This is a genomic window from Flavobacterium sp. NPDC079362 (assembly GCF_050267765.1).
GTDB classification, from domain to species: domain Bacteria; phylum Bacteroidota; class Bacteroidia; order Flavobacteriales; family Flavobacteriaceae; genus Flavobacterium; species Flavobacterium azizsancarii.
Map to the genome: position 1 here is coordinate 115651 of NZ_JBNNFM010000005.1, position 26835 is coordinate 142485.

The following is a 26835-nucleotide window of genomic DNA, read 5'->3' on the forward strand; positions in this document are numbered from 1 at the left end:
AATTCTATTCATTGATAGTTATCGTAATATATATGACTAAAATTTGGATTCTCGCAAATGTAATTAAATATCTACAAAATAAAACTAAAACTAGAACTTGAATCTTTTCCTGAAAATTCACTAAATATGCCGTATTTTTGCAAAAAAAATAATTCCTTTTGAAAACCAAACTTTTTGTTGTTACGCCGCCTTTTACCCAACTGAATACTCCGTATCCGGCGACAGCGTATATAAAAGGATTTCTGAATACCAAAAATATCGAAGCGGTTCAGGCTGATTTGGGTATTGATGTGATTTTGGAGTTGTTTTCGAAAAAAGGATTGATAGATTTGTTTCTTTATTCTCAGGGCCTTTTTGAAAACGTGTCCTCCCGCGCGGAGTCGAGGGATGAAGTTTCAGATAACTCCAAACGTATTTTTGCTTTACAAGATGAATATGTCAAAACGATTGATGCTGTAATTCAGTTTTTGCAGGGGAAAAATCCAACATTGGCTTTGCAAATTTGTCAGGAAGATTTTCTGCCGGAAGCTTCTCGTTTTGCACAATTAGAAGAACTCGATTGGGCTTTTGGAACTATGGGAACTCAGGATAAAGCAAAACATTTGGCGACTTTGTACCTTGAAGATATCTCCGATTATATTGTTGAATGTGTCGACGAAAATTTTGGTTTTAGCCGATATGCTGAACGTTTGGGCCGAAGTGCTAATTCTTTTGATGAATTGTACCAAGCTTTACAACAAGAACCAACTTATATCGATGCAATTCTAATTTCGATTTTAAAAGCGAAGATTGAAACGATTCAACCTACATTTTTTCTGATTTCTGTTCCCTTTCCCGGGAATTTATATAGCGCTTTTCGTTGTGCTCAATGGATTAAACAACATCATCCCGAAATTAAGATTTCGATGGGCGGAGGTTTCCCAAATACCGAATTGCGTTCCCTTTCGGATGCACGTGTTTTTGAGTTCTTCGATTTTATAACTTTAGACGATGGTGAAGTTCCAATAGAAGAACTTGTTCAAAATTTGTCTTCCCGAGCGGAGTCGAAAGAAGAGAAGCAATACAAAAGAACCTTTCTTCTGGAAGACGGAAAAGTGGTGTATAAAAACAATTCCTTAAAACATGATTACAAACAAGCTTACGTAGGAACGCCTGATTATTCAGATTTGTCTTTGGATAAATACATTTCGGTAATCGAAATCGTGAATCCGATGCACAGAATGTGGAGCGATGGACGTTGGAATAAACTCACCATGGCACACGGCTGTTACTGGGGTAAATGTACCTTTTGTGATATTTCATTAGATTATATCAAAGTATATGAGCCTGTTGCTGCCAATTTGTTGTGTGATCGTATGGAAGATATGATGCTGCAAACGGGTCAGAATGGTTTTCATTTTGTAGATGAAGCAGCTCCTCCGGCTTTGATGCGCGCTTTGGCTTTAGAAATTCTACGCCGAAAACTAGCCGTAACCTGGTGGACAAACATTCGATTTGAGAAAAGTTTTTCTAAAGATCTTTGTTTGTTGTTAAAAGCTTCCGGATGTATTGCCGTTTCAGGCGGTCTGGAAGTAGCTTCTGATCGTTTATTAAAATTAATAGACAAAGGTGTAACGGTAGAACAAGTCGCAAAAGTGACCCGAAATTTCACGGAAGCCGGTATTATGGTTCACGCCTATTTGATGTATGGATATCCAACACAAACGATTCAGGAAACCGTTGACAGTCTGGAAATGGTACGCCAATTGTTTGAAGCAGGAATTTTACAATCCGGATTTTGGCATCAGTTTGCGATGACAGCTCATAGTCCCGTTGGATTGTATCCGGAGAAATTTGGCGTTACAAAAAAGACTGAAGTCATTGGTACTTTTGCCAATAATGATATCGACTATACAGATTCTACAGGAATCAATCATGATAAATTTAGTTTTGGATTAAAGAAATCGCTCTTTAATTTCATGCACGGAATTTGCTTTGATTACGAACTACAGGATTGGTTCGATTTTAAAATACCGAAAACAAAAATTGATCCCGACTTTATTTTTAATGCACTTGAAGAAGGAAATGATTTTAATACAAAACCAAATGCAAAAGTAGTTTGGCTGGGAGGAAAACCTTTTGCTGAACATTTTACAAAATCGAAAAAAGGAAATTCATGGGAAATGATGACTTTTACTTTTCATGATAAAAAAGAGAGTTTCAATATTCAGACCAATAAAGAAGAAGGCGAATGGCTGGTTGAAATTTTAACTAAAATCACGATTTCGAATGCTAAGAATTATACTTTTCAGGAAGTAAAATCAGATTTTGAAACGAGTTTAGATGACTTTGAATTGTTTTGGTATTCCAAACCAATTAATACATTACGTGAATTTGGATTATTGGTTTTATAATCAATATTCCACACAAGTTCCATCGTCAGGAATGTCAACTTTATCCAGAAGATCATGTACAGAAAGTGCTACGCTTAACTCAATTCTGGTAGTTGGGCAATGGTTTAAGGCTTCTAAATGATTGGCGAAAACTTTTCCAGGAGCCAATGCAGCAAACTTCAAAATATCGTTCATTCGCATCAATAACGGCTGACCGATATCTAAACGTGCCGTTCCGCAGGCAACTGTTGCAATATCTGGTTTAAATTCAATTAAAACTTTTTGAACATGTTCTGTAAAAATCGTATCAGAACTGATATAAATCGATTTTTGGTTTGGTAATTCAATATGAAAACCCATCACATTTCCCATCAGTTTTGCAATAAATCCGTAACCGTGAATGGCAGGAATTCCAGTAATCTTACCACCTAAAAAATCTTGTGGTTCCCAATAACTCAAGCTTTGAATGATGTTTAGCCCTCTTTTTGTCAAAGCATTTTCATCTTTTATGCTGCAAACGACAGGAATACTTTTTCGTCTTAGAAAAATTTCGCCAGCTTTATCAATATGGTCAGCATGCAAATGGGTAATGAGACAAATAGTGACTCTGCTCAAAATATCCCTGCTGTTTTTAGGCAAAGCGACAAGCGGGTTTCTTTTGGGTTTATAACGAAAGAGGGTAAAAGGTGGAATTGTTTTTCTTTTTCCTAACATGGGATCAACCAATATAACATCGGTTTCAGTTTCGATAACTAAAGTAGCATTGCGTAAGTGATGTAATTTCATATCCAGGAAATTTATATCTTAAAATTACGAAAGTTTTTAAAACTTGTTTTACAGATTTTTCCCTAATTTTAGCAGAATTGTTATTTTTTAATTTCAGATATTGTTTTACTGAATAGTGCAGAGATTCCTCGTTACTAAGAAGGACAAGATTAGGTTCTGATTGCGAATGATGGATTAAAATCCATCCCTACAATATATTTTGTTCCTATCGGAACTTTAAAAAAAATTCCAGAGGAATGATTTATATTGTAGCAACGGATTTTAATCCGTTGAAATAAAAATTAGTTTTTATCATAGAAATCTGAAGGACAATCTTTGTGATTACTTTATGATGCGCTAAAAAAAATAAAACTACATCGTAAACCGAAACCCAATTCCATGAAGGTTTTCTATAGAAATCCCTGTTTCATTAATCAAAATTTTACGCAAACGCGAAATAAAAACGTCCAGGCTTCGTCCCATAAAATAATCGTCAGTTCCCCAGAGCGAAGTTAAAATCTGCTCTCTTTTTAAAACCAAATTTTTATTATCAAGAAATAATTTTAGTAAATCAGCTTCACGTTGTGTAAGACTAATTTTTTCACTTTCATTAAAAAGAATAAAATTGTTAATATCAAATTGATACTTTCCAATCTGATAAAAGTTTTTTTCTACGGGAATATTTTTCTGAGAACGCTTTAGAAAAATTTCAATTTTCAAAAGCAATTCTTCGATACTAAAAGGCTTTACCAAATAATCATCGGCACCCAATCGCAATCCTTTAATACGGTCTTCTTTTAAAGTCTTAGCCGAAAGGAAAATAATCGGAATATCAGTATTCAATTTCCTAATTTCAGTAGCCAATTCAAAACCATCCATTTTGGGCATCATGATATCAAAAATACAAATGTCAAAATTTTCTTTTTTAAAGGTCTCCAAACCCAGTTTTCCGTCGCAGCAATGCACCACTTCATAGTTGTTTTGTTCCAAATTGTCTTTGGTCAAAAAAGCTAATGTTTCATCGTCTTCGGTATAAAGTATTTTGAATTGTTTCATTTTTTATAAGGAATTGACAAAGTTATAGTAATGCCGTTTGTGGGGTTATTTTGTACTTTTATTTTCCAGTTATGCAAGTTGCAAATTTCTTTTACATAATACAAACCAAGTCCAAAACCGTTTACCTCATTGCTTTTTTCGTTTTGAGCACGGTAAAATTTATCAAATACAAAAGACATGTTTTTGGGAGAAATTCCGATTCCGTTATCACTAAAAGTCATCTTTATAATTGAATTTTCCGTTGAAATTCCAATTGTGATTTCCGGTTTTTCGTTGCAGTATTTTATAGCATTGTCCAATAAATTATAAACCAGATTGGAGAAATGAAAAACATCGGTTTCTATCTGATATTCATTCGACGGCGTTTGGATTTTAATAGAAGCTTCAGGATATTTCAATTGAATATTTTCGATAGTTTCTTCGATAATAGGAACAATTAAAACCATTTCTTTTTTTAATTCTAAAGGAGCATAATCTGATTTGGCAATATTTAAAATTTTCTCAATATGATTGTTCAGTTTGTGACTTTGGTTGATAATAATATTCGTGTACGTATGCAATTTTTTATCGTCTTTAATTGGGTTTTGTTCACTTAGGTATTTTGAAGCTATTAAAATAGAAGATAAAGGTGTTTTGAATTCGTGCGTCATATTATTGATGAAATCCCGTTGCAATTCTGAGTATTTTTTTTGCTGTAAAAGCGTAAAAATCGAATATACGTAAATCAATAAAATCAGAATTAGAGCGATCGAAAGTATAAACCAAAAGCGCATAGAACTGAACAAATATGTCGTTTCGTTGGGAAAACGAATGGCAAAGTAATATACTAAATTTTTGTGCTTTGGAAAAGAAACCGTTCTTTTTGTTTTTTCTTTTTCAGAAAACGAAATATACTTTCCGTAAACCATTTCATCACTTTGGCAATTGTAGACTGCGTATTCAAAATCAGTTGTAATATTCATTTTTTTAAACTCTGATCTCAAATAGAATTCTAAAATATCTGGTTCAAAATCGTTCTGAATATTTACAATATAATAATCGTTCGAAATTTTTTGAACTGGGTTCTGACAAGATGCTTCATGATCTTTTCCTTCGTATAATTTTCTGGCAACTTCAAGCAAAGCGATGTTTGCTTTCTGGCTTAGTTTTTTTTGTTCCAGGGTAAAAGCTTCTTTAGTCCAAAGCAATTGTGCCACCAATATACTAATAATGGCTACAAGTCCCAGAAGGATAATGCTATTGAGTTTATTTATTTTCAAAAAATGCGGTTTTTAGACTGTAATATTAATCAAATTTAGACTTAAAAACGGCGATTAACAAGTCATTAACAAAGATTTGAAAGTGGTTAACAGCGATTAGGATTTGTCTGAATTACCTTTGTAAAACAAAATTAGAACTATAAACCATTAAAATATATAATTATGAAAATGATCAAAATTTCGATGTTAGCCTTAGCTTTAAGCTTAATGTCTTTTTCAGCAATTGCACCAATACAATCTATGACTTCTGAAGAAAAATTGGTTGAAGCTGCTGCTTCGACAATTGTATGGAAAGCAGAAACTATCGATGTAGGTCAGATTCCTCAGGGAACACCAAAAGCGATTGTTTACGAATTTAAAAATACAGGAAAGACAGCAGTAGTGATTACAAATGTTCAGGGATCTTGCGGTTGTACTGCGACAGATTATACAAAAGAACCAATTTTACCTGGTAAATCAGCGAAAGTAACGGCAACGTACAACGCTGCCAATAAAGGTGGTTTTACAAAAACAGTTACTGTTACGACAAGTGCAGAAAGTACTCCAAAAGTACTTACTCTAAAAGGTACAGTAATCTAAAAATAAAGGTTAGTTATAAAGCGAAAAACTCCAGTTAAGTCATGTTAGCTGGAGTTTTTTTATACTTTGTATTTTAGGAAATCAGTATTTTTCTTTGATCGCTTTTGCAGGTTTGTAAGGCAAATATTAATTTTTGTATAAATACTTTGTTTTCACCAAAACTTTTCTATTTTTATTAAAAATAATATTATGAAAATTTTGTATCCGCTGATTGCTGCTATCCTTCTTTTTTCAATGATTTCTTGCAATAAGAAAGCAGAAAAGAAAGGCGAAGAACTGAAAGAGACTTCTGAAAAAGTGGTACCTGAACTCAAAATTTCAATTGATAGCGTCGGTATTACTGCTTTTTACAAGAGATATCCCAAAGTGGTTAAATTTCAGGATCAGGTTTTGGCTTTGTACAAGAAAAACAATTCAACTCAATTGTGGCTGGATAATAAAGGTGTAGTCGAATTTGCAAATACGCTGTTTAATAAATATAAAGGACTCGAGCAGGAAGGTTTAAAAGCAAATTTCCCTTATAACGAAAATATCAGTTCTATTTTTGAACATATTCCTGAAAATAAATTAGCAAAAGCTGACACAGATTTGATGATTACAAATCTCTATTTTTATTATGTTCAGAAAGTGTCCGGAGTAGATGAAAAAACGACCAAATCACTAGAATGGCTTTTACCTCGTAAGAAAGTAAATTATCAGGTGTTTTCAGATTCTATTTTTAAAAAATCTACCATTAGTGATGATAAAAAAAGTAAGATGTTCAGTCAATATTACAAACTTCGCGATGCATTACAGCAATATCGAGAGATAGAGAAAAAAGGCGGATGGAAAACAATTGAAGTTGGCGAAGGTTTTAAAAGTTTAAAAAAAGGAGATTCTGTTGCTGCAATTGGACAAATAAGAGAAAGATTGTTTCTAACAGGAGATCTTAAGGAAAACAGTAAAAGTAATGTATGTGATTCTACATTAATTTCCGGGATTAAAAATTTCGAATCTCACCACGGATTAACTCCAAAAAATATAATCTTACCTGAACACATTGCTGAATTGAACATTCCGGTTTCAGACAGAATTAAAACTATCATTGTCAATATGGAACGCTGCAGATGGATTGATCCTGAACTCGAAAAAGGCAAAGAATTTATAGAGGTTAATATTCCTGAATTCAAATTGTATTTGATTCGTAATCACGAAATTGTTTTTGTATCTCCGGTTGTTGTAGGTAAAGCAATGACTAAAACCGTGGTTTTTAGCGGAATGATGAATAATATTGTTTTTAGCCCATATTGGAATATCCCTCCAAGTATCATAAAAAGCGAGATTAAACCCGGAATGGCGAAAAATAAAAATTATTTGGCACAAAAAAATCTGGAATGGAATAATGGTGCTGTTCGTCAGTTGCCTGGAAAAAATAATTCGCTTGGTTTGGTGAAGTTTTTATTCCCAAATTCAAATAATATTTATTTACACGATACGCCGGCAAAAAGTTTGTTCGAAAGAGAAAACAGAGCTTTTAGTCATGGTTGCGTTCGTGTGGGGAAACCAAGAGAATTAGCCATTGAACTTTTAAAGCAAGATCCAAGCATGACTCCGGAGAAAATTGATAGAGCGATGCATGCCGGAAAAGAAAGCTGGTACACGCTAAAAAAGAAAATTCCTGTTTATATTGGTTATTTCACAGCTTGGGTAGACAGAAATGGAAATTTGAATTTTTATAAAGACGTTTACAAAAGAGATGACAGTTTGATAAAACTTCTTACGGAAGAATAAAAAAAAAGTTTGCCACTAATTACACGAATTTGCACTAATTTTTATCTACAAATTGAAAGATAATTTGCGGAAATTCGTGTAATTAGGGTCTAAAAACCTATTTGGAAATCACATCAAGACATTTATAAAAGGGACAACAGTTTGTCGATAACTACAGTTGTTTGTACGCAGATTTGGCAGATTAAAGGAGATTTAATTGGTTTTTTTTTAAGTTATCAAAAAAAAAATCTGCGCTTATTTGCTAAAATCTTTTTAAATCTGCGTGAAATAAATCGATGAAATTATTGGCAAAAATCTATTTAGGCAATACATCGACACACTTATAAAAACGTTTACTGTAATGATCAGAATCTAAATCGCTAATGGTTACGCTGCCGGCTTTTCCGGAAGAAGCGTGAATGAATTTTGAATGCATACCATTGGCCTCACAAATGATCCCGACATGTCCTACGATAGTTTTGTTCCTGTAACCGTAAAAAACTAAAACATCTCCAACTTTAAAATCTTCGGATTTTTTTGCGGTTCCCAGATTTTTGTAACCGCTTGAACTTCTTGGTACGGTAACTTCAAAATGCTGGAAAACGTAATTGACAAACCCTGAACAATCAAATCCTCTTTTTGGGTTATTTCCTGCGTATAAGTAAGGTGTTCCCAGATATTGTTTAGAATAGGAAATAAGAGAATCACGATCTATAGTTATTTGTATTTTTTCGATTGGAGTACTAACAGTTTTTTTTTCTTTTTTTAAAGTAAAAGAAGAGCATAAAATAATGCTTGCAAATGCTATATAGAGAGTTAATTTCATCTTTAGAAAAAAATATAAGATTTAATTGATAAAAATAGGATGTTGTTTTTGAATATCAAAGCGATATTTTGCAAAGACAGCTATGGATGGGTAATAATAACCGAAGATACGTCTTTTTATTTTGGTGTTTTTTTATTACTTTTTGATGTTTTAGTATCTTTTTGTCTGTTGAATTTCAGATATATTTGTGAATCGTATTTATATTTTAACAAATAAATTATGTTTCTCAAAAAAATATCATTTTTAATTTCGTTTTTGCTGATTTCGTTTGTTTCGACTTCACAAAACAAAACAAAAACTTTTCTTTATCAGGGTCGGGTTGAAAAACTTTCGGATAATAAAGTTATGTTAATAGGAACGGCTTCTTCTGTGACTTTAAATTTTACAGGAAATGAATGCTCGATTTCGTTGCAAAGTGTTGATTCCTGGGAACATCATAATTATGTTTCATTGGTTTTGGATGGGAAATATATAGGAAAATTGAGGATCGAAAAAGGTACAGCGCAATCTTTCCCGATAAAAGTTACTTCAAATAGAAAAGAACACACTTTAGAAATTTATAAAACTACAGAAGCACATAGTGGCGGAATTCTATTTGCCGGAACAACTGCAAAACTGACTTCGATTACTGCCAAAAAGAAAAGGAAAATTGAATTTATAGGAGATTCTATAACTTGTGGCGCAGCGAGCGATCCGTCTGACGTTCCTTGTGATAAAGGTGAATATTTTGATCATCATAACGGATATTACGCTTATGGGCCAGTTCTTTCAAGAGCAATTGGTGTCGATTATCTAATGAGTTCTGTTTCGGGAATTGGGATGTACCGCAATTGGAATGATGAGAACAAAGATGAAGCGATTATGCCGGATGTGTATCAGAATCTGTATTTAACAAAAGAGGCTTCAAAACCTAAATATGATTTTGCTTTTCAACCGGATATTATCAGTATTGCATTAGGAACTAATGATTTTTCTGGTGGAGATGGTAAAAAAGAGCGTTTACCTTTTAATGCGGAAAAGTATGTTTCGAATTATATCAACTTTATTAAAATGTTGTACCAACACAATCCAAAAGCACAAATCGTGATTACTAATAGTCCGATGGTTAACGGACAAAAGGCAGTTGTTTTTAAAGATTGTCTGAACAAAGTCAAAGAGGCTTTTGCATCTGATAAAACCCATAAACCCATTGCGATTTTCAAATTTAAACCTATGACACCAAAAGGTTGTTCAGGACATCCTGATGTTGCAGATCATAAAGTATTGGCCAATGAATATGCTCCTTTTTTAAAAAAGCTGCTAAATGAAAAATAATATATTTAAGTTTGCTTTCTTTCTGTTGATTTCCAGTACTATGATGGCAAACGTTACACTTCCGAATATTTTTGGTGATAATATGGTTTTACAACGCAACTCTGAAGTGAAAATTTGGGGTTGGGCGAATCCAAAAGAAGAAATCAGATTGGTTTCGGGCTGGAACAATCAGGAATATAAAGTTGTGGCAAATAATCAGGCGCAATGGGAACTTCATATCAAAACGCCTCAAGCCGGAGGACCTTATATTATTTCTATAAAAGGATATAACGAAGTCATTCTTAAAAATATTCTAATTGGAGAAGTTTGGGTTTGTGCCGGACAATCGAACATGGAAATGTCGGTAAGTTGGGGGATTGACAATGGCGAGGAAGAAATGAAAAAAGCTGCGAATCCTAATATTCGATTTTTTACCGTTCCGAAACTAACTGCAACAACACCACAAAATAATTTACTTGGAAACTGGGTTGAATCGACTCCGGAAACCATGAAAAACTTCAGTGCGATTGGTTACTTTTTTGCCAAACGCCTGCAAGAAGATTTAAAAAATGTCCCAATCGGATTGATTTCTTCGAACTGGGGCGGAACTCCTGCTGAAATCTGGATGCCGGAAGAAGTAGTTGAGAACGATCCTGTTTTACTAGAAAATGCAAAAAAACTTAATGAACAAGAATACGGACCGCGTCAACCCGGACGTGCGTACAACGCAATGATTTATCCTTTTTCAGGGTTTAAAATTGCCGGAACGCTGTGGTATCAGGGCGAATCGAATGTTGGTTCGTTGGTTTATGATCAAACGTTATCTGCCCTGATTACCTCGTGGAGGAAAGTCTGGCAAGAAGAATTTCCGTTTTACTTCGTTCAGATTGCACCTTATAAAACAGGAAGTAATAACTTCTCAAATGTAACGGTAAGAAACTCTCAACGCAAAATTTTGAATGAAGTTGCAAAGACCGGAATGGTGATAATCAGTGATATTTCCGATACGATTGATATTCATCCAAAGAATAAAAAATCGGTGGGAATTCGTTTGGCAAATCTGGCTTTGGCTGATATATACAAAGTCAAATCTGGTTTAGTGAATAGTCCGTTATTTAGAGATTTAAAGATCGATAAAAATAAAGCGATTGTTTCGTTTGATTATGCTGAAGGATTACATTTTAAAAACAAAATATCAAATCAGTTTGAATTAGCTGGAGCCGATGGTGTTTTTTATCCCGCAGAAGCTTCTATAAAAAATAATCAGGTGGTTTTGGTGAGTAAAAAAGTAGCTGCTCCTGCAAAAGTGAGATTTGCCTGGGGAAATACCATACAGTCAGATTTGTTTAATAAAGCGAATTTACCTGCTTCTTGTTTTATAACGGAGTAAAGGATTTTAGCCTCGAAGTTGCGAGATAGATTTTAGAATTTTTGCCCACGGATTGTGCGGGTTTAAACGGATTGGTGCTGGTTTTTTATTGTTTTGTCAGCTGAGCGGAGTCGAACCCCCGCAAGTAACTCGATACAGATTGGCAATCTTCTTTGCGCGGTTTCTTTGTCTTTTCGACGAAGGAGAAATCACACTCGTAACTCGATACAGATTGGCAATCTTCTTTGGGTGGTTTCTTTGTCATTTCGACGCAGGAGAAATCACATTAGTTGATTGACAAAGATTTAAAATTTCTTGTGGGGAGTTTCTTTGTCATTTCGACGAAGGAGAAATCACATTCGTAAATCGATACAGATTGGCAATCTTCTTTGCGGAGTTTCTTGTGTGATTTCTCCTGTCTCGAAATGACAAGATTGTGAAACAACAAGATTGCGAGAAAATCTAAGAAATCGAAAAGTTTTCGTTGACCTATTTGCGTGAGGGATAGAGGCGGTATCCTTTTGTGAAGTGAAACGGAATAAAAGATAAAGCCGAAAGCCTGACGTTTGCCTTTTTTCGGCCAAGCGACACGCCCAAATTATAGAAATATCTGACCATTATACCATTATGAAAAATAAAAAAATAATAACTATTGGGGTTTTTGCCCTGTTTACTGTTGGAAATATGAATGCACAGAAAAAGCCGTATCTGGATAAAAATAAAACAATTGAGCAACGTATCGACTTGCTTTTGCCCTTGATGACTTTGGAGGAAAAAGTGGGGCAAATGAACCAATACAACGGATTTTGGGATGTTACGGGACCAGCGCCAAAAGGTGGATCTGCGGAGCTAAAATACGAACATTTGCGAAAAGGCTGGGTGGGATCTATGCTGACGGTTCGTGGTGTAAAGGAAGTTCGTGCGGTACAGAAAATTGCGGTGGAAGAAACGCGTTTGGGGATTCCGTTGATTATTGGTTTTGATGTCATTCATGGTTATAAAACTTTGAGCCCTATTCCGCTGGCAGAAGCCGCAAGTTGGGATTTAGAAGCGATTAAGAAATCAGCGGCTATTGCAGCTAATGAAGCTTCGGCATCCGGAATTAACTGGACTTTTGGTCCAAATGTAGATGTTGCAAACGATGCGCGTTGGGGACGTGTGATGGAAGGTGCAGGCGAAGATCCTTATCTGGGAAGCAAAATTGCAATTGCCAGAGTGCATGGTTTTCAGGGTGAAACTATTGCCGATTTGACGAAAGTGAATACAATTGCAGCTTGTGCAAAACACTTTGCGGCTTATGGTTATGTAGAGGCAGGATTGGAATATAATATTGTAGATATGAGTAATTCTAAATTGTACAACTTGGTTTTGCCGCCTTTTAAAGCGACTGTTGCCGCCGGAGTTCGTACGTTTATGAATTCGTTTAATACATTAAACGGTGTTCCTGCGACTGGAAATATTTTCCTGCAAAGAGATATCCTGAAAGGAAAATGGAAGTTTGATGGTTTTGTAATTTCAGATTATGCTTCGATTCGCGAAATGATTGCGCACGGTTATGCAAAAGACGAAGCCGATGCTACTGCAAAGGCTGTAATTGCAGGTTCTGATATGGATATGGAATCGTATTTGTATGTGGCAAAATTGGTTGGTTTAGTAAAAGACGGAAAGGTAAAAGAAGCTCTGGTTGATGATGCGGTTCGTAGAATCCTTCGTGTCAAGTTTGAATTGGGATTGTTTGATGATCCCTACAAATATTGTGATGAGAAACGTGAGAAAGCGGTTGTTGGAAGTAAAGCCAATAATGAAGGTGTTCTCGATATGGCGAAAAAATCTATTGTATTGCTGAAGAACGATAGAAATTTGCTTCCGCTAAAAAAATCCGGACAGAAAATTGCTTTGATCGGGGCTTTGGCAAATGATAAAAATAGTCCTTTGGGAAGTTGGAGAATAGCATCTGATAATAATACTGCGGTTTCGGTTTTAGAAGGTATGCAGCAGTACAAAGATAATAAGCTGACATTTGAAAAAGGTGCTGATCTCACGGTGGGAAAAATATCATTTTTAGATGAGGTTGTTTTTAATACCACAGATAAAAGCGGATTTGAAGCGGCCAAAACAGCTGCTGAAGATGCAGATGTTGTAGTGATGGTTTTAGGTGAACATGGTTTTCAGAGTGGGGAGGGACGCAGTAGAACAGATCTTAATTTGCCTGGTTTGCAACAGGAATTGTTAGAAGAAATTTATAAAGTGAATCCAAATATTGTTTTGGTTTTAAATAATGGCCGTCCGTTAAGTATCCCTTGGGCCGCAGAACACGTACCTGCGATTGTAGAAGCCTGGCATTTAGGTACTCAATCCGGAAATGCAGTTGCTCAGGTTTTGTATGGCGATTACAACCCAAGTGGAAAATTGCCAATGTCTTTCCCGAGAAATGTGGGTCAGGTTCCTGTTTATTATAATAAATACAGCACAGGAAGGCCAATAGACAGTGATAAAAATGTTTTCTGGTCGCACTATATAGATGTAGAGAAAACGCCTCAGTTTCCGTTTGGGTTTGGTTTGAGCTATACAGAATTTGATTATAAGAATCTGAAGGTAAACAAATCTGCTTTTGCAAAAGGCGAAGATGTACAAGTGAGCGTTGAGGTTACCAATTCAGGAAATTATGACGGGAAAGAAGTGGTACAATTGTATCTTCATGATGAATATGCCAGCATTATTCGACCGGTTAAAGAACTGAAAGGCTTTGAATTGGTAGACCTTAAAAAAGGGGAAACTAAGACGATAAGTTTTACCTTGACTAATAACGAACTTGGGTTTTATGATAATGAAGGAAATTATTTAGTGGAACCGGGAACTTTTAAAATTATGGTTGGCGGAAGTTCTAATAAAGGACTGGAAAGTGGTTTCGAGATAAAAGAGTAAAAGTTTAATCAGGCAAAATTTGATTAAAATATTTTTCTCGCAGATTTAGCAGATTCGGCAGATTATTTTATCTACCTAAATATGCTAGATCTGCGAGATTGTTTTGTTATGTTAGACTACCAATGACATAGCGGCAGGAATAATTTCTCTTTTTAATTGTAATAATAGAAAAATTAGAAGGAAAAGTTTTTTTTGTAAGTTAATGATTATGAATATTATTTTTAATCGTTATCTTTGAGATAACTTCGTTTGAATAGAACTCATTACAAGTTTTCTGAAGAGGTTAATTTTTAAAGGTAAGCTGAAAACTTTATAGAGTAAGCATGATTTTAAAATATTCGTATGGAAAATTCTTTATTTAAAAAAGTAAAAATCGCAATTGATTATTGGTACATTCCATTACTTGTGGGAATACTTTTTGTTGGAATCGGAGTTTGGTCTTTTATAACGCCTTTGGCTGCTTATATAACACTTGCATTTTTGTTTAGTATTTCATTTCTGGCTACTGGAATTTTTGACATTATTTTTGCGCTTTCGAACAGAAAAAAAATAGACAATTGGGGCTGGACGCTGGCGTCAGGTATTATAGGATTGATTGTAGGGATATTACTGGTTACAAATCCATTGATTTCGATTACATTACTGCCATTATATGTAGGTTTTGTTATTTTGTTCCGCTCTATTATGGCTATTGTTATTGCTTTTAATTTAAAGAGTTATTCAGTGCCGGATTGGAAGAATCTTTTGTTTTTAGGAATCCTTGGAACAATTTTTTCTCTGATATTATTGTGGAACCCTCTTTTTGCAGGACTATCATTAGTGTACTGGACTGCTTTTGCTTTTATAGCACTTGGTATTTTCTATATTTATCTTTCTTTCAAATTAAAAAAGATACACGATATTCCTGAAAAAATTGATGAGCTAAAAGAAAAGATTCATTTGTAAAGAATACTTTTGGGTTGTCGAAAAGATAAAATTTATCATATAAATTTTTTGCAAAGTCGCTAAGACGCAAAGCTTTATTTTCTTTGCATCTTAGCGATTTTTAGCGATTAGAAAAAACAAATTTAGTTAATAGATTTAGAGAAACACGCAGGGTAAAAAAATCAATAGGAACAATGAAATGATTAATAAACTTCTAAAATCATTAGTTCATCGTTTACTATAAATGATTCAATAGTTTCTTTTTTTGAAATCAGAATTTCAGCAATTTGTTTTGTGTTTTTATTGAAAGTTTTTAAAATTATTACTTTTGGAGGAACTCCTTTTAAAAGTAATAGTTTTTCAAAGTCATCATCATGAGTAAGTATGGTAAAATTATTTTGTTTTGCAAATTGCCAGATTTCAATGTCTTTAGCCGGCTGATTTATCTTTAGATCTTTTGCATGTAAAGAATCTGGAAAATTATCTCCAACAAGTTTGATTATTCTCCATGAAATATTTGCATCAAGAAGTAATTTCATTATGCGGCAATTATTTTTGTAATATTTTCTCTATTTGCAGCAAAGGCCAAAGCAGCAAGAATATGCTGTCTTTTTAATTCAGGAAAATCCTCAATAATTTCTTCAAAGGACATTCCGGTAGATAGCCATGAAAGAATATCTGAAATACAAATTCGAGTTCCCGTAATAATAGGTTTCCCAAATCGGATATCAGGGTTTATCGAAATTAAATTTTGCCAGTTATTTTCCATAATTTTATTATTTACACAAATTTACACAAATTAAATTCAAATTTACTTTTAAAGTTGTATGGTTTGTTTTTACCTTTAAAACCTATAAACTTCCAATTTTAAATTAGAACATGAAATATAACAGATGTGGAAAGAGCGGGTTATTACTACCTGAAATTTCTTTAGGATTGTGGCACAATTTCGGATCAGTAGATAATTTCGAAAATGCTGAGAGCATTGCTGTAGAGGCTTTTGATAAAGGAATCACTCATTTTGATTTAGCGAACAATTACGGACCTGTTCCAGGTTCTGCAGAAACTAATTTTGGTAAAATTCTGTGGCATAATTTTCAGGGAAATTTACGTGATGAAATTATCATTTCAACCAAAGCCGGTTACACCATGTGGGACGGACCTTATGGGGATTGGGGTTCAAGAAAATATTTATTATCTAGTTTAGATCAGAGTCTGAAAAGAATGAAAGTAGATTACGTAGATATTTTTTATTCCCATCGTCCTGATCCGGAAACTCCAATTGAAGAAACCATGATGGCACTTGATTACGCCGTAAGATCCGGAAAAGCGTTATATGTTGGAATAAGCAATTATTCGGCAGAACAAACCCGCGTTGCAGTTGATGTCTTAAAACAATTAGGAACGCCATGTTTAATTCATCAGGCCAAATATTCGATGTTGGAGCGTTGGGTAGAAAATGGTTTATTGGATGTTCTGGAAGAAAAAGGAGTAGGTTGTATTGCCTTTTCACCTTTGGCACAAGGACTTTTAACCGATAAATACTTAAACGGAATTCCTGAAAATTCAAGAGCACATAATCCAAACGGACATTTGAAAGAAGATGAGGTTACGAATGAACGTATTCAGAAGTTAGTTCAGCTGAATGAAATTGCTCAAAACCGTAATCAATCCCTGGCGCAAATGGCATTGGCATGGCTGCAAAAAGACAAGCGAATTACATCCGTTTTAATAGGTGCAAGTTCGGTACGACAATTAAATAATAATATTGAATGCTTGCAAAACTTAGCATTTTCTTCAGACGAGTTGAATGTAATTGAGAAAATCCTCGCATAAATTATTTGATAAATACATACTGTAGAGGCGCACAGCAATGCGCCTCCGTCATGTGTAAGACACACAGTAAACCCGACAGGTTTTTGAAACCTGTCGGGTTTGACATATAATATATTATAGTATTTTAAATTATTTTTTCAATTCCAGATTATACTTCTTCACTATATCCAAAGTCGATTTATCCGAAGAAAACACAGAGTTTAACCCTTGTGGTTCCTGCGGAGGATCTGTTGTCAGGGGATCTCCCGGATTCCATTTTCCGTCTTTGGTAATTGCTTTTCCTTCGCCGCCAAATCCCCAGAAATTAGCCCCTTGTAACGGACCATTATTTTTAACGCTTTCGGCAACCCGATTAAAAATATAATTGTAAAAAACATCTCTATTTGCAACAGAAGATCCTGCAGCTAAATTTTCGTTTTCTCGCGGTAAACCAAACTCTTCAATAATTATTGGACGTTTTAGAGTATTGGCAACCTTAATATGATCATCAATATAGTTACCGGCATTTTCGAGCGTTGTAGGTAAAGTTGCTTCGGCATTATCAGCCTTAAACCAGTTCCAGTTTTTTGGCCAGATGTGCATAGTCAGATAATCAATATTAGGATTTTGGTGTGTTCTTTCAAAAATTTCCATACTATCATTCGAACTGTTTTTTCCTTCAGAACCTGTCGAGACCAAATGATTTTTGTCCAGACTATCTATCAAATTCACAATATTATTTAGCCATGAAGTAAATTTAGCTTCGTTTTCAGGCGTAAAAGTTCGGGGTTCATTCCCTACCTGCCACGACATAATGGTATTGTCCTGAGTATATTTCTTTTTCGAATAATTGTTCGTTCTTCCCATAATAAACTTTACATGATTCTCTAAAGCTTTCATGCAAGGTTCACAACTATGAAATTGTTCTGTATAAGACATAAATTGCGGCCATGTATTCGGCGCAATATTCGGAACCGGAATTGCCCCTTTGCCATTCCACTCTAAATATTGCGACATTCCGCCCGACCATTCCCAGTTGTTTGTTAAATATAAAACAGCGTACATTTTGCGTTTGCCCATTTCATTGATCAGAAAGTCCAGTCCGTCAAGCAAATCATTGTCATATTTTCCTTGTTCGTATTGCAACGCAGGACGAACCGTAAAATCATATTTTCCCCCATCACCACCAACGATAATTCTCAAGTTGTCAATTCCGTTTTTCTGCATCAAATCCAGTTCACGAAGCAATCTTTTTCTGTCGCCCACTTTTTTCGAAGCCAATAAACTTCCGTACCAATAATTCTTACCAATATAAGCGTAAGGTTTATCGCCTTTATAAAACTGCGTTCCTTTTACTGTAATTCTTTCCTGCGCCTGACACGCCATTGTAGTAACAATCAAAGCCAATCCGATGGTTTTTAGAAATCTGTTTTTCATTATTTGTTTTTTTAGGAGCTATTTCCTGCTATCCGCTTTATCTTTTGTTTTTTAAAGAAAAAAACAAAAGGATGCCGCTTCTATCAGGGCTAGGGATTTTCGTTTTATGAGATGTTTTTTCTCCTAACAGGTTTCTAAAACCTGTTAGGTATTGTCATCGCAAAGTTTGTCATTTAGGAATTCACAGTTCGTTGCTTTCTTCATGCGATTTCTCCCTTTGGTCGAAAATGACACTGCCGATTCACAGTTCGTTGCTCTCTGGATGCGATTTCTCCCTTTGGTCGAAATGACACTGCGGATTAACGTTTCGTTGCTCTCTGGATGTGATTTCTCCCTTTGGTCGAAATGACACTGCGGATTCGAAGTTCGTTGTTCTCTTGATGAGATTTCTCTCCCGAAGTTTCGGGATTAAAATGACATAAAATGAGCTTAATTTCCCGCTTTGTCAAGTTACTTGCGGAGCTTCGACTCCGTTTAGCCTGACAAAAGCAAACAAAAAATCCGTGTCAATCCGTTTAACCTGTAAAATCCGTGTGCCATTAAATTACAAAATCTTACTTCGGCAATTCATACATCTTCGGCAAAGAATTCACCAATGCCGATTTTGGTTTAGCGGTAAATGTCTTGAAATCTGCAGCATTCGCAACAGAACTGTTCGGGACATAATAACCATCTTTAGTATTATTCCAGAACATGACATAACTCACCTCAATATTATTTGCTGTTAAGGCGCTATATAAATAATCCGAAAACCAATTGGTAATTGGAGTTTTTGTACTTGTAACCTGATAACCGGTTTCTGTTAATGCTGCAATTTTTACTTTGGTTTTAGCCAAATCAGCAATTATTTTTAGTTTAGAATTGGCTTTTGTGGCACCAGCTTGCACTTGATTGTCAAAATCGCCATAATTATCCATTCCTAAAACATCGACATATTTATCACCGGGATATCTGCTTAGATAATTGGCTTCTGTTGTGTATGAGTTATCAGGCGAAAAAGCATATAAAATATTATGAACGCCTTTGGTATTTTTTAGATAATCAACAGTAAACTGATAAGCTGTTTTATATTCTTCTGCAGTAGCAAAATTAGCGCCCCACCAGAACCAGCTTCCGTCAAATTCATGAAAAGGCCTGAAGATTATAGGAATTAATTCTCCATTTGAACCTTTTAAATTCAAAACTACGCTGGCAATTTTGTCTAGTTTTTTCTTGTACCATTCGTTATTTGCTCCGCCCGGTAAAATACTTTTAAAAGCAGTTGCCTTTTGATCTGCAGTCATATCAGCTGCATAAAAACTATCTTCTTTATTAGGCTCTCTTAAATGCCAGCAAAAAGTGTTGATCATTCCTTTTGCGTAAGCAGCTTTTACATCGTTTACCATTTTTTCCTCTTGCTGATAAAACCAATTATCAGCCTGATTGTTATTATTTTTATCGGTAATAAACATAAAATCCAAACCTAAAAGAGCAGGATCATAACCTGTGTTTTTTTTGATATCAGAATCTCCGCCATTGTCCTGATAATAACTATTAAAAGCGTCTTGCTGACCAATGGCGACTTTAGTTTTGGCCAGTTTTTTTAAATTATAAAATAAAGCTACGGTTTCTTTGGTAGCATTTGCATCGACCATATAAGTTGTCACGTTTTGCGTAGTCAACGGATCAGTTGGAACTATAACTGGCGGTTCAACGATAATTTCAGGACCAGATTCATCATTTGAAGAACAGCTTGAAAGGAACAAAATCGATAAACTTAAAAATGCTATTTTCAGAAACGTAGTTTTCATATGGTTATGTATTAATTCGGTTAATGAGTTCAAGACAAGCGCGACTATTATGATAGGGACATTTCCAAAAACCGGCTTTGTCTTTTTCGATCAAAGAATAATCCCGGTTAATTCCCCAGAACCATTCTCCGTTTTCGGTGTCTAAAATATATTTCTTTATAAATTTCCAGTTTTTATAAACGATGTTCAGGTAATTTTTATCGCCTGTTAATTGGTACGCATTATAAAAACCAATCAAAGCTTCGGCCTGAACCCACCAATGTTTTTCGGCAACTAACTCATTCTTTTTAGGGTCGAATTCATACCATAAACCACCATCAGTATCTAGTCCTTCTTTAGTAACTTCAGCCATTTGAATGGCATGTTTGGTATAATTTTCAATTAAGGTTTGATTTTTAGAAATTTCGGCACATTGCAATAAAAGCCAGGCCGCTTCAATATCATGACCGTATGATATAACGTCCGGTTTTTCGATCCAGTTTTCATCAAAAAACAAACGCAAATGACCATTTTCGGTATTGATGAAATGTTTTTCTATCGTTTCTAATAATTCCACAATATCACTTTGAAGCGTTTTGTCCTTCCAAACTTTAAATAAATTTGCATAAGCCTCGACAATATGCAAATGCGTATTCATGGTTTTCTTCTCGTTGGCGTCTTTATCGCTTAAACGTAAATCTTCGATAGACTGCCAATCTCGGGTAAAAGCTTCTAAATAGCCTTTGTTTGCCGGATCATAACTGTATTCCTGAATTTTTAGATAGAGGTTAATGGCTATTTCTAAAGCTTTATCGTCTTTAGAAATAGCATAATATTCAGATAATCCGTAGATCGCAAAAGCTAAAGCATAAATTTGATTTTTGGTATCTTTTGGCATTTTATCAGGATTGATACTCCAAAATAAACCTCCAAATTCAGGATCATAAAAGTGATTTGAAAGAAACTCAAAAGCACGTTTGGCGATCTTTTTGTGACCTTCGTTTTCAGTGACTTTATAACTTGCTGAAAAACTCCAAAGAATTCTGGCGTTCAAAACAGAACCTTTCTCAGCATTAGCAATAATATGATCGTTGAAATCAATTTGACCTATAAAACCACCATTTTCATTATCTAAGGTATGTTTTGACCAGTATTTTAGAATGGAATCAAGTTCCGCTGATAATTCAGATTTAAGTTGCTTTAGTTGTATTGACACGGTAAATTAAATTGTATTGTTTTTTTCGATTTGATTGATGATCGTTTTTACTGAACCTGCTGAAATAAAAGTATCTGCGGGAGTATTTGTTACATAATCAACCAATTTTGCTACAGACGAAACTGCAACATGCATTCTTGTATCTGATGATGCGTAATACACATAAACAGTTCCGTCAGTATCTTCAATCCATCCGTTTGAAAATAAAACATTCGATACATCACCCACTCTTTCAATTCCTTCAGGTCCCATAAAATGTCCGGCCGGAACGTGGGTAACTTTCGTAATATCGTTCAGATCTGTCATGAACATATATAAGGTGTAGCGCAATCCCGCGGCAGTATTTCGAACTCCGTGTGCAAGATGCAGCCATCCTTTTTCAGTTTTAATAGGAGCAGGGCCAAGACCATTCTTTAATTCATAAATAGTATGATATTGTTTGCCAAAAATGATTTTTTCGTCATTTACCACCGGATTGGTCATGTCTTCGACATATCCTAAACCAATTCCACCACCAGCTCCAACATCGATAAAACCATCTTGCGGACGCGTGTATAAAGCATATTTTCCGTTTACGAATTCGGGGTGGAGAACCACATTGCGTTGTTGCCCTGTATTCGAAATTAAGTCAGGCAATCTTTCCCAGTTTACCAGATCTTTCGAGCGAACGATTCCAGCATTGGCTACAGCCGAACTTGTATCGCCTTTTGGTGCTTTTGGATCTTTTCTTTCGGTACAAAAAATACCATAAACCCAACCGTCTTCATGGTTGATTAGACGCATATCATATACATTGGTGTCCGGTTCTTCGGTTTGCGGAATCACGCATGGTTTCTCCCAAAACTTAAAGTTATCGACTCCATTTGGACTTTCTGCTATAGCAAAGAATGATTTTCTGTCAATTCCTTCTACACGAACAGCAAGCAGGTATTTTTCGTTCCATTTCATGGCGCCGGCATTAAAAGCTGCATTCATCCCAATTCTTTCCTGCAAGAACGGATTTGTCTTTTCGTTGAGGTCAAAACGCCAGTTCAATGGTACATGAGCTGCCGTAACAACCGGGTTTTTATAGCGTTCGTATATCCCGTTTCCGGCATTGTCCTGAGGAGTATTTTTTTGCTCGATCAGTATTTTATGTTCGTTTTCTAGTGCTACTTTTCTATCCTGAAATGTAGTTGAAGAGGCTATTGCTGTCATATAAATAGATTTCTGTATCTGTTTTTTTTTAATTTGTCTGGTCTCGTTTTTCGTTTAAGTCTTGTTCTATTACCTGAAGTTTTTCTTCGGATAATGGATAGAATGCTATAAAAGCGACTGATATTATGGCTGCGATTGCAGGAAGTATACTTAGCATTAATTGAATTCCGTTTTGAGCAGTGGCAGTTTGCTCTACATTGGCCTGAAAACCATAATAACCCAAAAGCCATCCGGCTCCGGCTCCACCAATTGTCCATCCAAATTTTTGAGACATTGACGATGCTGAGAAAACTAATCCTGTTGCTCTGCGACCTTGTTTCCACTCTGAATAATCAGCGCTATCTGCATACATCGACCAGATTAACGGGAAGATGCAACCGGCGCAAATACTGATTAAAAGCTGAAAACTCATAATTAAGAAAACATCTTCTTTTCCGAAGAAATAGAAAACCAAACTCAAAATTGCGGCTAACGCCATGGCACCAAAAAAAGTTTTCTTTTTACCAATTTTATTCGCAATTGGAGTCGCGATAATTACTCCGATGATATTTGCAGCTTGTCCTAAAACTAGATAAATAGAAGTGGGTGTCATATGAAAATCAGTTCCAAAAAGGTAGAAATCAAAGTTTACGCTGCTGCTGACATAATATTTAAAATAATAAACGGCAGCTCCGTCACGGATTGAATTAAAAACTAAAGCACCAATTCCGGCTCCAAGTAAAATCCACCACGGTTTGTTTTTTAGTAAATCTTTTAGATCTTCTTTTAGATTATTTTGTTCGTCTGAAATTGGTTTTACTCTTTCTTTAGTAAAGAAAAAACAGGCCCAGAAAAAAGCAGTTGTAATAACTCCAAAGACAGAAATTGTTGCCAGCCATCCAGTTTTTGAATTTAGGCTTCCTCCAAAATAATTTACTAACGGTTCTATTAGCCAGAGTGCCAGGAGACTTCCCCCAAAGGCAAAAACCATTCTATACGATGATAAAGTAGTTCTTTCTTTTCGGTCAGATGACATTACGCCCAGAAGTGATGCATACGGCACATTGATCAACGAATAAATCATCATCATGGCGGAGTACGTCACGTAGGCATAAATTATTTTTCCTTTCTCATCAAAATCAGGAGTATAAAAAGTCAAAACTCCAATCACGGCAAAAGGTATGGCAACCCATAATAAATAAGGTCTGAATTTTCCCCATTTGCTTTTTGTTCTGTCGGCGATGATTCCCACAATCGGATCAAAACAGGAATCCCAGATTCTGGTAATCAAGAACATGGTTCCTACAACAGCAGGCGCCAACCCGAAAACGTCGGTATAGAAAAAGAGAAGGTACATGCTGAAAATTTTCCAGAACATCGATGATGCGGCATCTCCAAGACCGTAACCTATTTTTTCTTTTAAACTAATTTTGTCGTGCATTAGACTTTTTTTAATGGTTGTAATTTAGATTTGGTCGATTGTTTAATGTTTCTATTTGTTGATTTTTTTTGACGCGGATAAAACGGATTTACTTCGTAAAAACACGGATAAAAACAGATTTTATTTTGAATACGATATTTAAACACATAGAAACATAGATTTTTTTGAACTTAAAAGGCATTTCACTTATTTAAATAAACATAGCCGAGCTAGGTGAAAGAAATATGTTTCTTTTTAATATTCTTTTTTTAAATGCAGATGACACGGATTTTAGAGGTTTTTTAATTCTCATTTTTTAATTTTATTAATGTCTTTTTCGAATAAGGTTTTATCCAGATTATAAAAATCAATAAAATCTTTCTCGCTTACTTGTCCCTTATATGGTGCGTAATAATGCATTTTTTGTTCTTTTTCCTGCCAGCCGTGATTTCTCCATAATAAAACATAAGAGATTTTATAATCGCCAATCGCTTTAGACAAAGTTCCTGTCCACCATTTCGGGTCTGGAATCGCTTCATAACCCGCTTCGGCTATCGCAATTAATTTATTTTGTTTTGTACCAATTTCATCTATGATTTTAAGTTGACTTTGAACTTCATTTATGAATTTTTTGCCCTCTTTGTCGTCATTATTCTGGTAAGAATCAAAACTTAAAATATCAGCATAACTATCATCGGGATAGTTGGTAAGAAAATCTTCTTTTGAGCTAAAACTGCTTGTGTTGTAAATATAAATTAAATTATGAACTCCTTTTTTCTGCAGATATTCAAAAGTGAATTTCCATAAGGTTTTAAATTCTTCGGGAGTACAATTTCCTTTTCCCCACCAAAACCAGCCACCGGTAAGTTCGTGATAAGGTCTGAAAAGAATCGGGATGTTTTTTCCTTCTTTATCTTTTAAGGATAAAAAGAAATCAGCCGCTTTGTCTAACCAGATCGTAAATTTTTTATGGTTTTCTCCACCTGGTAGAACTGTTTTTGCTGCATTTGGAGTATTGTCCCAGGCATTTTTCCCAGTTGCAGGATTATCAAGATGCCAGCTTACGGTAGAAATTCCGCCTCTTGCATTCGCTTCTTTAATGTATTGTTTCATTTTCGCAAAAGGAACACCGTCAATATTATTTAGGTCATCCTTTTCCAGTCCGGCAATGTCCCAACCGTAAACGGCAGGATAATCGCCAACAACATCTTTTATGTCGCTGCGACCGTCTTCGTATTTCCAATTTACACCGTAGGCAAGATCATCCTGATGCCCGAATAAGTATCCTTTTTGTGACAATTGATGCAGTTTTTTGTATAATGAAACAGTTTCAGGTGTAGCTTTTTTATCTGATAGTGACAAATTAGTATTAGTGATAATAGGGTTTGCAGAACAAGAAGTTCCTATGAATAGAGCTGATATTAGTACTATTATATGTTTTTTCATTATGAATATACTTGTTGTTCAGTGCAATAACTGCAAATTTATAAAAGGTATAGTTGTCAAAAAAAGGCTCAAATTTATAATCGAAAATTCAGAACTATTTTTGGACTAAAACTATCAAAACTATAAAAAGTTATTACATTAAAAATGATTAATGTTTATTATTAATACTCTTTTTGTAAAAATGATAATTCTATTTTTCAAAGATAATCGGATGTTTCTGGTATAATTAATATTATTTTATCAATTATATATCATATTATTGCAATAAAAAAAACGAATATTACTTCTTAAAATAGATTTTAAAGATGGGCAGTACTAAAAATTTTTATAGAGAAATCGCTCCGTTATCTGCTGGAGACAGCTTTTTGGTTTTTGACAGAGTGAAAGATAGTTTTGATTTTCCGGTGCATTATCATCCGGAATTTGAGATCAATTTTATACTAAACGGAAAAGGAGTAAAGCGGGTTGTAGGGGATAATATAGAAGAAATCGATAATGTTGAACTGGTTTTGATTGGTCCGAATTTATATCACGGTTGGGAATTAAATAAATGTACAAGCAAAAAAATCCACGAAATAACCATTCAGTTTCATAACGATTTGTTTCATGAATCATTTCTTGCCAGGCGTATTATGAACCCAATTCGGGATATGTTCAATCGTTCGATTCACGGTATTTTATTCTCGAAAAAAATAGCCGAAGAATTGACTCCACGGTTGGTAAGGCTTTCTAAATTAGATGGTATGGACTATTTTTTAGAAATTACTTCATTGCTTTATGATTTGGCGAATTCCAGAAACCAGCGTTTGCTTTCTACTTATACAGTAGATTATGACACGTTTGATGATTATGATAAAATGAAATTGGTTTATGAATATGTACAGAAACATTTTGCTGAGAAGATCACTTTAGAAGATGTTGCCGGTGTTGCCAGTATGTCTATAATTTCATTCAATCGGTTTATTAAAAAACGTACCGGAAAAACATTTGTCAATTATATAAATGATATTCGAATTGGATATGCAGCTCGTTGGCTGGTAGAAAAAGATATGAGTGTTTCTGAAGTTGCTTTTAAATCCGGGTTTAATAATATAGCAAACTTCAACCGTAGTTTTAAAGCGATTAAAAACTGTACACCAAGCCAGTATAGAGAAGATTTCTCTGGATTAAAGCGTATTTTATAGTGATACTTTTTTTGCACAAACAAATATTATTTTTAACGAAATCGTTTGCTTTTTGGCTGATTCGTTAATTTTTGTTTATTAGCTACAGTGATTTGATACGTTTGGTTTGCGAATAATTCAATTTTTTATGTGTTTTATTTTAATATGTGTTTTTTTATTGATTCATAGTAAAAATATTATCATTAAATGATATAATACTATTGATTTAATGTTTTGTTGTGTTATAGATTTGTTAAATAATTTAAGAAATAAAAT

At 34.7% G+C, this 26835-nt stretch carries 21 protein-coding genes; 9 read left to right on the forward strand and 12 right to left on the reverse strand.

Annotated elements, in window-relative coordinates:
• Positions 1 to 158: 158 nt before the first annotated feature.
• A complete protein-coding gene (locus ACQKCJ_RS07050) occupies positions 159 to 2393 on the forward strand; it encodes a B12-binding domain-containing radical SAM protein (RefSeq protein WP_271334394.1) in 2235 nt (744 codons plus the stop codon).
• Here the strand turns inward: ACQKCJ_RS07050 and ACQKCJ_RS07055 are convergent, their stop codons facing one another.
• From ACQKCJ_RS07055 to ACQKCJ_RS07065, 3 genes are all read right to left on the reverse strand, one after another.
• Positions 2394 to 3158 carry an MBL fold metallo-hydrolase gene (locus ACQKCJ_RS07055; protein ID WP_271334393.1) on the reverse strand — a complete coding sequence of 255 codons (765 nt, stop codon included), beginning with the start codon at positions 3156 to 3158 and terminating at the stop codon, positions 2394 to 2396. It abuts the gene before it with no gap.
• A 351-nt stretch (positions 3159 to 3509) separates the two neighbouring features.
• Complete coding sequence (locus ACQKCJ_RS07060) at positions 3510 to 4193, reverse strand: response regulator transcription factor (RefSeq protein ID WP_271334392.1); 684 nt, start codon at positions 4191 to 4193, stop codon at positions 3510 to 3512.
• Entirely contained in the window at positions 4190 to 5452 is a 1263-nt protein-coding gene (locus tag ACQKCJ_RS07065) for a sensor histidine kinase (protein WP_427401683.1), read from the reverse strand. Before ACQKCJ_RS07065 ends, ACQKCJ_RS07060 begins: the two co-directional genes overlap by 4 nt.
• 162 nt (positions 5453 to 5614) lie before the next feature.
• Here ACQKCJ_RS07065 and ACQKCJ_RS07070 point away from each other — a divergent pair, with 162 nt between their 5' ends.
• On the forward strand, positions 5615 to 6031 hold the full coding sequence (locus ACQKCJ_RS07070; protein ID WP_271334390.1) for a DUF1573 domain-containing protein: 417 nt from the start codon (positions 5615 to 5617) through the stop codon (positions 6029 to 6031).
• A gap of 189 nt (positions 6032 to 6220) precedes the next feature.
• On the forward strand, positions 6221 to 7801 hold the full coding sequence (locus tag ACQKCJ_RS07075; RefSeq protein ID WP_427401684.1) for a L,D-transpeptidase family protein: 1581 nt from the start codon (positions 6221 to 6223) through the stop codon (positions 7799 to 7801).
• 295 nt (positions 7802 to 8096) lie between these two features.
• Here ACQKCJ_RS07075 and ACQKCJ_RS07080 read toward each other — a convergent pair whose 3' ends face one another.
• Positions 8097 to 8606, reverse strand: coding sequence for a C40 family peptidase (locus ACQKCJ_RS07080; RefSeq protein WP_271334388.1), 510 nt, complete (start codon positions 8604 to 8606; stop codon positions 8097 to 8099).
• A 219-nt stretch (positions 8607 to 8825) separates the two neighbouring features.
• Between ACQKCJ_RS07080 and ACQKCJ_RS07085 the strand changes: the two genes are divergently transcribed.
• From ACQKCJ_RS07085 to ACQKCJ_RS07100, 4 genes are all read left to right on the forward strand, one after another.
• Complete coding sequence (locus ACQKCJ_RS07085; protein WP_271334387.1) at positions 8826 to 9920, forward strand: SGNH/GDSL hydrolase family protein; 1095 nt, start codon at positions 8826 to 8828, stop codon at positions 9918 to 9920.
• A complete protein-coding gene (locus ACQKCJ_RS07090) occupies positions 9910 to 11289 on the forward strand; it encodes a sialate O-acetylesterase (RefSeq protein ID WP_271334386.1) in 1380 nt (459 codons plus the stop codon). The genes ACQKCJ_RS07085 and ACQKCJ_RS07090 overlap by 11 nt, the downstream gene beginning before the upstream one ends.
• Before the next feature lie 606 nt (positions 11290 to 11895).
• Positions 11896 to 14193, forward strand: a complete 2298-nt coding sequence (gene bglX / locus ACQKCJ_RS07095; RefSeq protein ID WP_427401685.1) for a beta-glucosidase BglX — start codon at positions 11896 to 11898, stop codon at positions 14191 to 14193.
• A 342-nt stretch (positions 14194 to 14535) separates the two neighbouring features.
• On the forward strand, positions 14536 to 15138 hold the full coding sequence (locus ACQKCJ_RS07100) for an HdeD family acid-resistance protein (RefSeq protein ID WP_271334384.1): 603 nt from the start codon (positions 14536 to 14538) through the stop codon (positions 15136 to 15138).
• Between the two features lie 182 nt (positions 15139 to 15320).
• Here the strand turns inward: ACQKCJ_RS07100 and ACQKCJ_RS07105 are convergent, their stop codons facing one another.
• On the reverse strand, positions 15321 to 15656 hold the full coding sequence (locus ACQKCJ_RS07105) for a DUF5615 family PIN-like protein (protein WP_271334383.1): 336 nt from the start codon (positions 15654 to 15656) through the stop codon (positions 15321 to 15323).
• Positions 15656 to 15886: a DUF433 domain-containing protein gene (locus ACQKCJ_RS07110; protein WP_271334382.1), complete on the reverse strand. Its 231-nt coding sequence runs from the start codon at positions 15884 to 15886 to the stop codon at positions 15656 to 15658. Before ACQKCJ_RS07110 ends, ACQKCJ_RS07105 begins: the two co-directional genes overlap by 1 nt.
• A gap of 110 nt (positions 15887 to 15996) precedes the next feature.
• Between ACQKCJ_RS07110 and mgrA the strand changes: the two genes are divergently transcribed.
• On the forward strand, positions 15997 to 16953 hold the full coding sequence (gene mgrA, locus ACQKCJ_RS07115; RefSeq protein WP_271334381.1) for an L-glyceraldehyde 3-phosphate reductase: 957 nt from the start codon (positions 15997 to 15999) through the stop codon (positions 16951 to 16953).
• A 129-nt stretch (positions 16954 to 17082) separates the two neighbouring features.
• Here the strand turns inward: mgrA and ACQKCJ_RS07120 are convergent, their stop codons facing one another.
• The 6 genes from ACQKCJ_RS07120 to ACQKCJ_RS07145 all read right to left on the reverse strand — a co-directional run bounded on the left by ACQKCJ_RS07120 (position 17083) and on the right by ACQKCJ_RS07145 (position 25396).
• The gene (locus tag ACQKCJ_RS07120; RefSeq protein WP_427401686.1) at positions 17083 to 18369 is read right to left on the reverse strand and encodes a glycoside hydrolase 5 family protein; all 1287 of its coding nucleotides are present in this window, start codon (positions 18367 to 18369) and stop codon (positions 17083 to 17085) included.
• Positions 18370 to 18923: 554 nt separating this feature from the next.
• On the reverse strand, positions 18924 to 20159 hold the full coding sequence (locus ACQKCJ_RS07125) for a glycoside hydrolase family 26 protein (protein ID WP_271334379.1): 1236 nt from the start codon (positions 20157 to 20159) through the stop codon (positions 18924 to 18926).
• 4 nt (positions 20160 to 20163) lie between these two features.
• Entirely contained in the window at positions 20164 to 21354 is a 1191-nt protein-coding gene (locus tag ACQKCJ_RS07130; protein WP_427401687.1) for an AGE family epimerase/isomerase, read from the reverse strand.
• Between the two features lie 6 nt (positions 21355 to 21360).
• A complete protein-coding gene (locus tag ACQKCJ_RS07135) occupies positions 21361 to 22551 on the reverse strand; it encodes a glycoside hydrolase family 130 protein (RefSeq protein ID WP_271334377.1) in 1191 nt (396 codons plus the stop codon).
• Positions 22552 to 22579: 28 nt separating this feature from the next.
• The gene (locus tag ACQKCJ_RS07140; protein WP_271334376.1) at positions 22580 to 23971 is read right to left on the reverse strand and encodes an MFS transporter; all 1392 of its coding nucleotides are present in this window, start codon (positions 23969 to 23971) and stop codon (positions 22580 to 22582) included.
• A 288-nt stretch (positions 23972 to 24259) separates the two neighbouring features.
• Complete coding sequence (locus tag ACQKCJ_RS07145; protein WP_271334375.1) at positions 24260 to 25396, reverse strand: glycoside hydrolase family 26 protein; 1137 nt, start codon at positions 25394 to 25396, stop codon at positions 24260 to 24262.
• 305 nt (positions 25397 to 25701) lie between these two features.
• On the opposite strand from ACQKCJ_RS07145, the gene ACQKCJ_RS07150 reads away from it, so the two are divergent.
• Entirely contained in the window at positions 25702 to 26580 is an 879-nt protein-coding gene (locus ACQKCJ_RS07150) for an AraC family transcriptional regulator (RefSeq protein ID WP_271334374.1), read from the forward strand.
• The last annotated feature ends 255 nt before the right edge of the window (positions 26581 to 26835 follow it).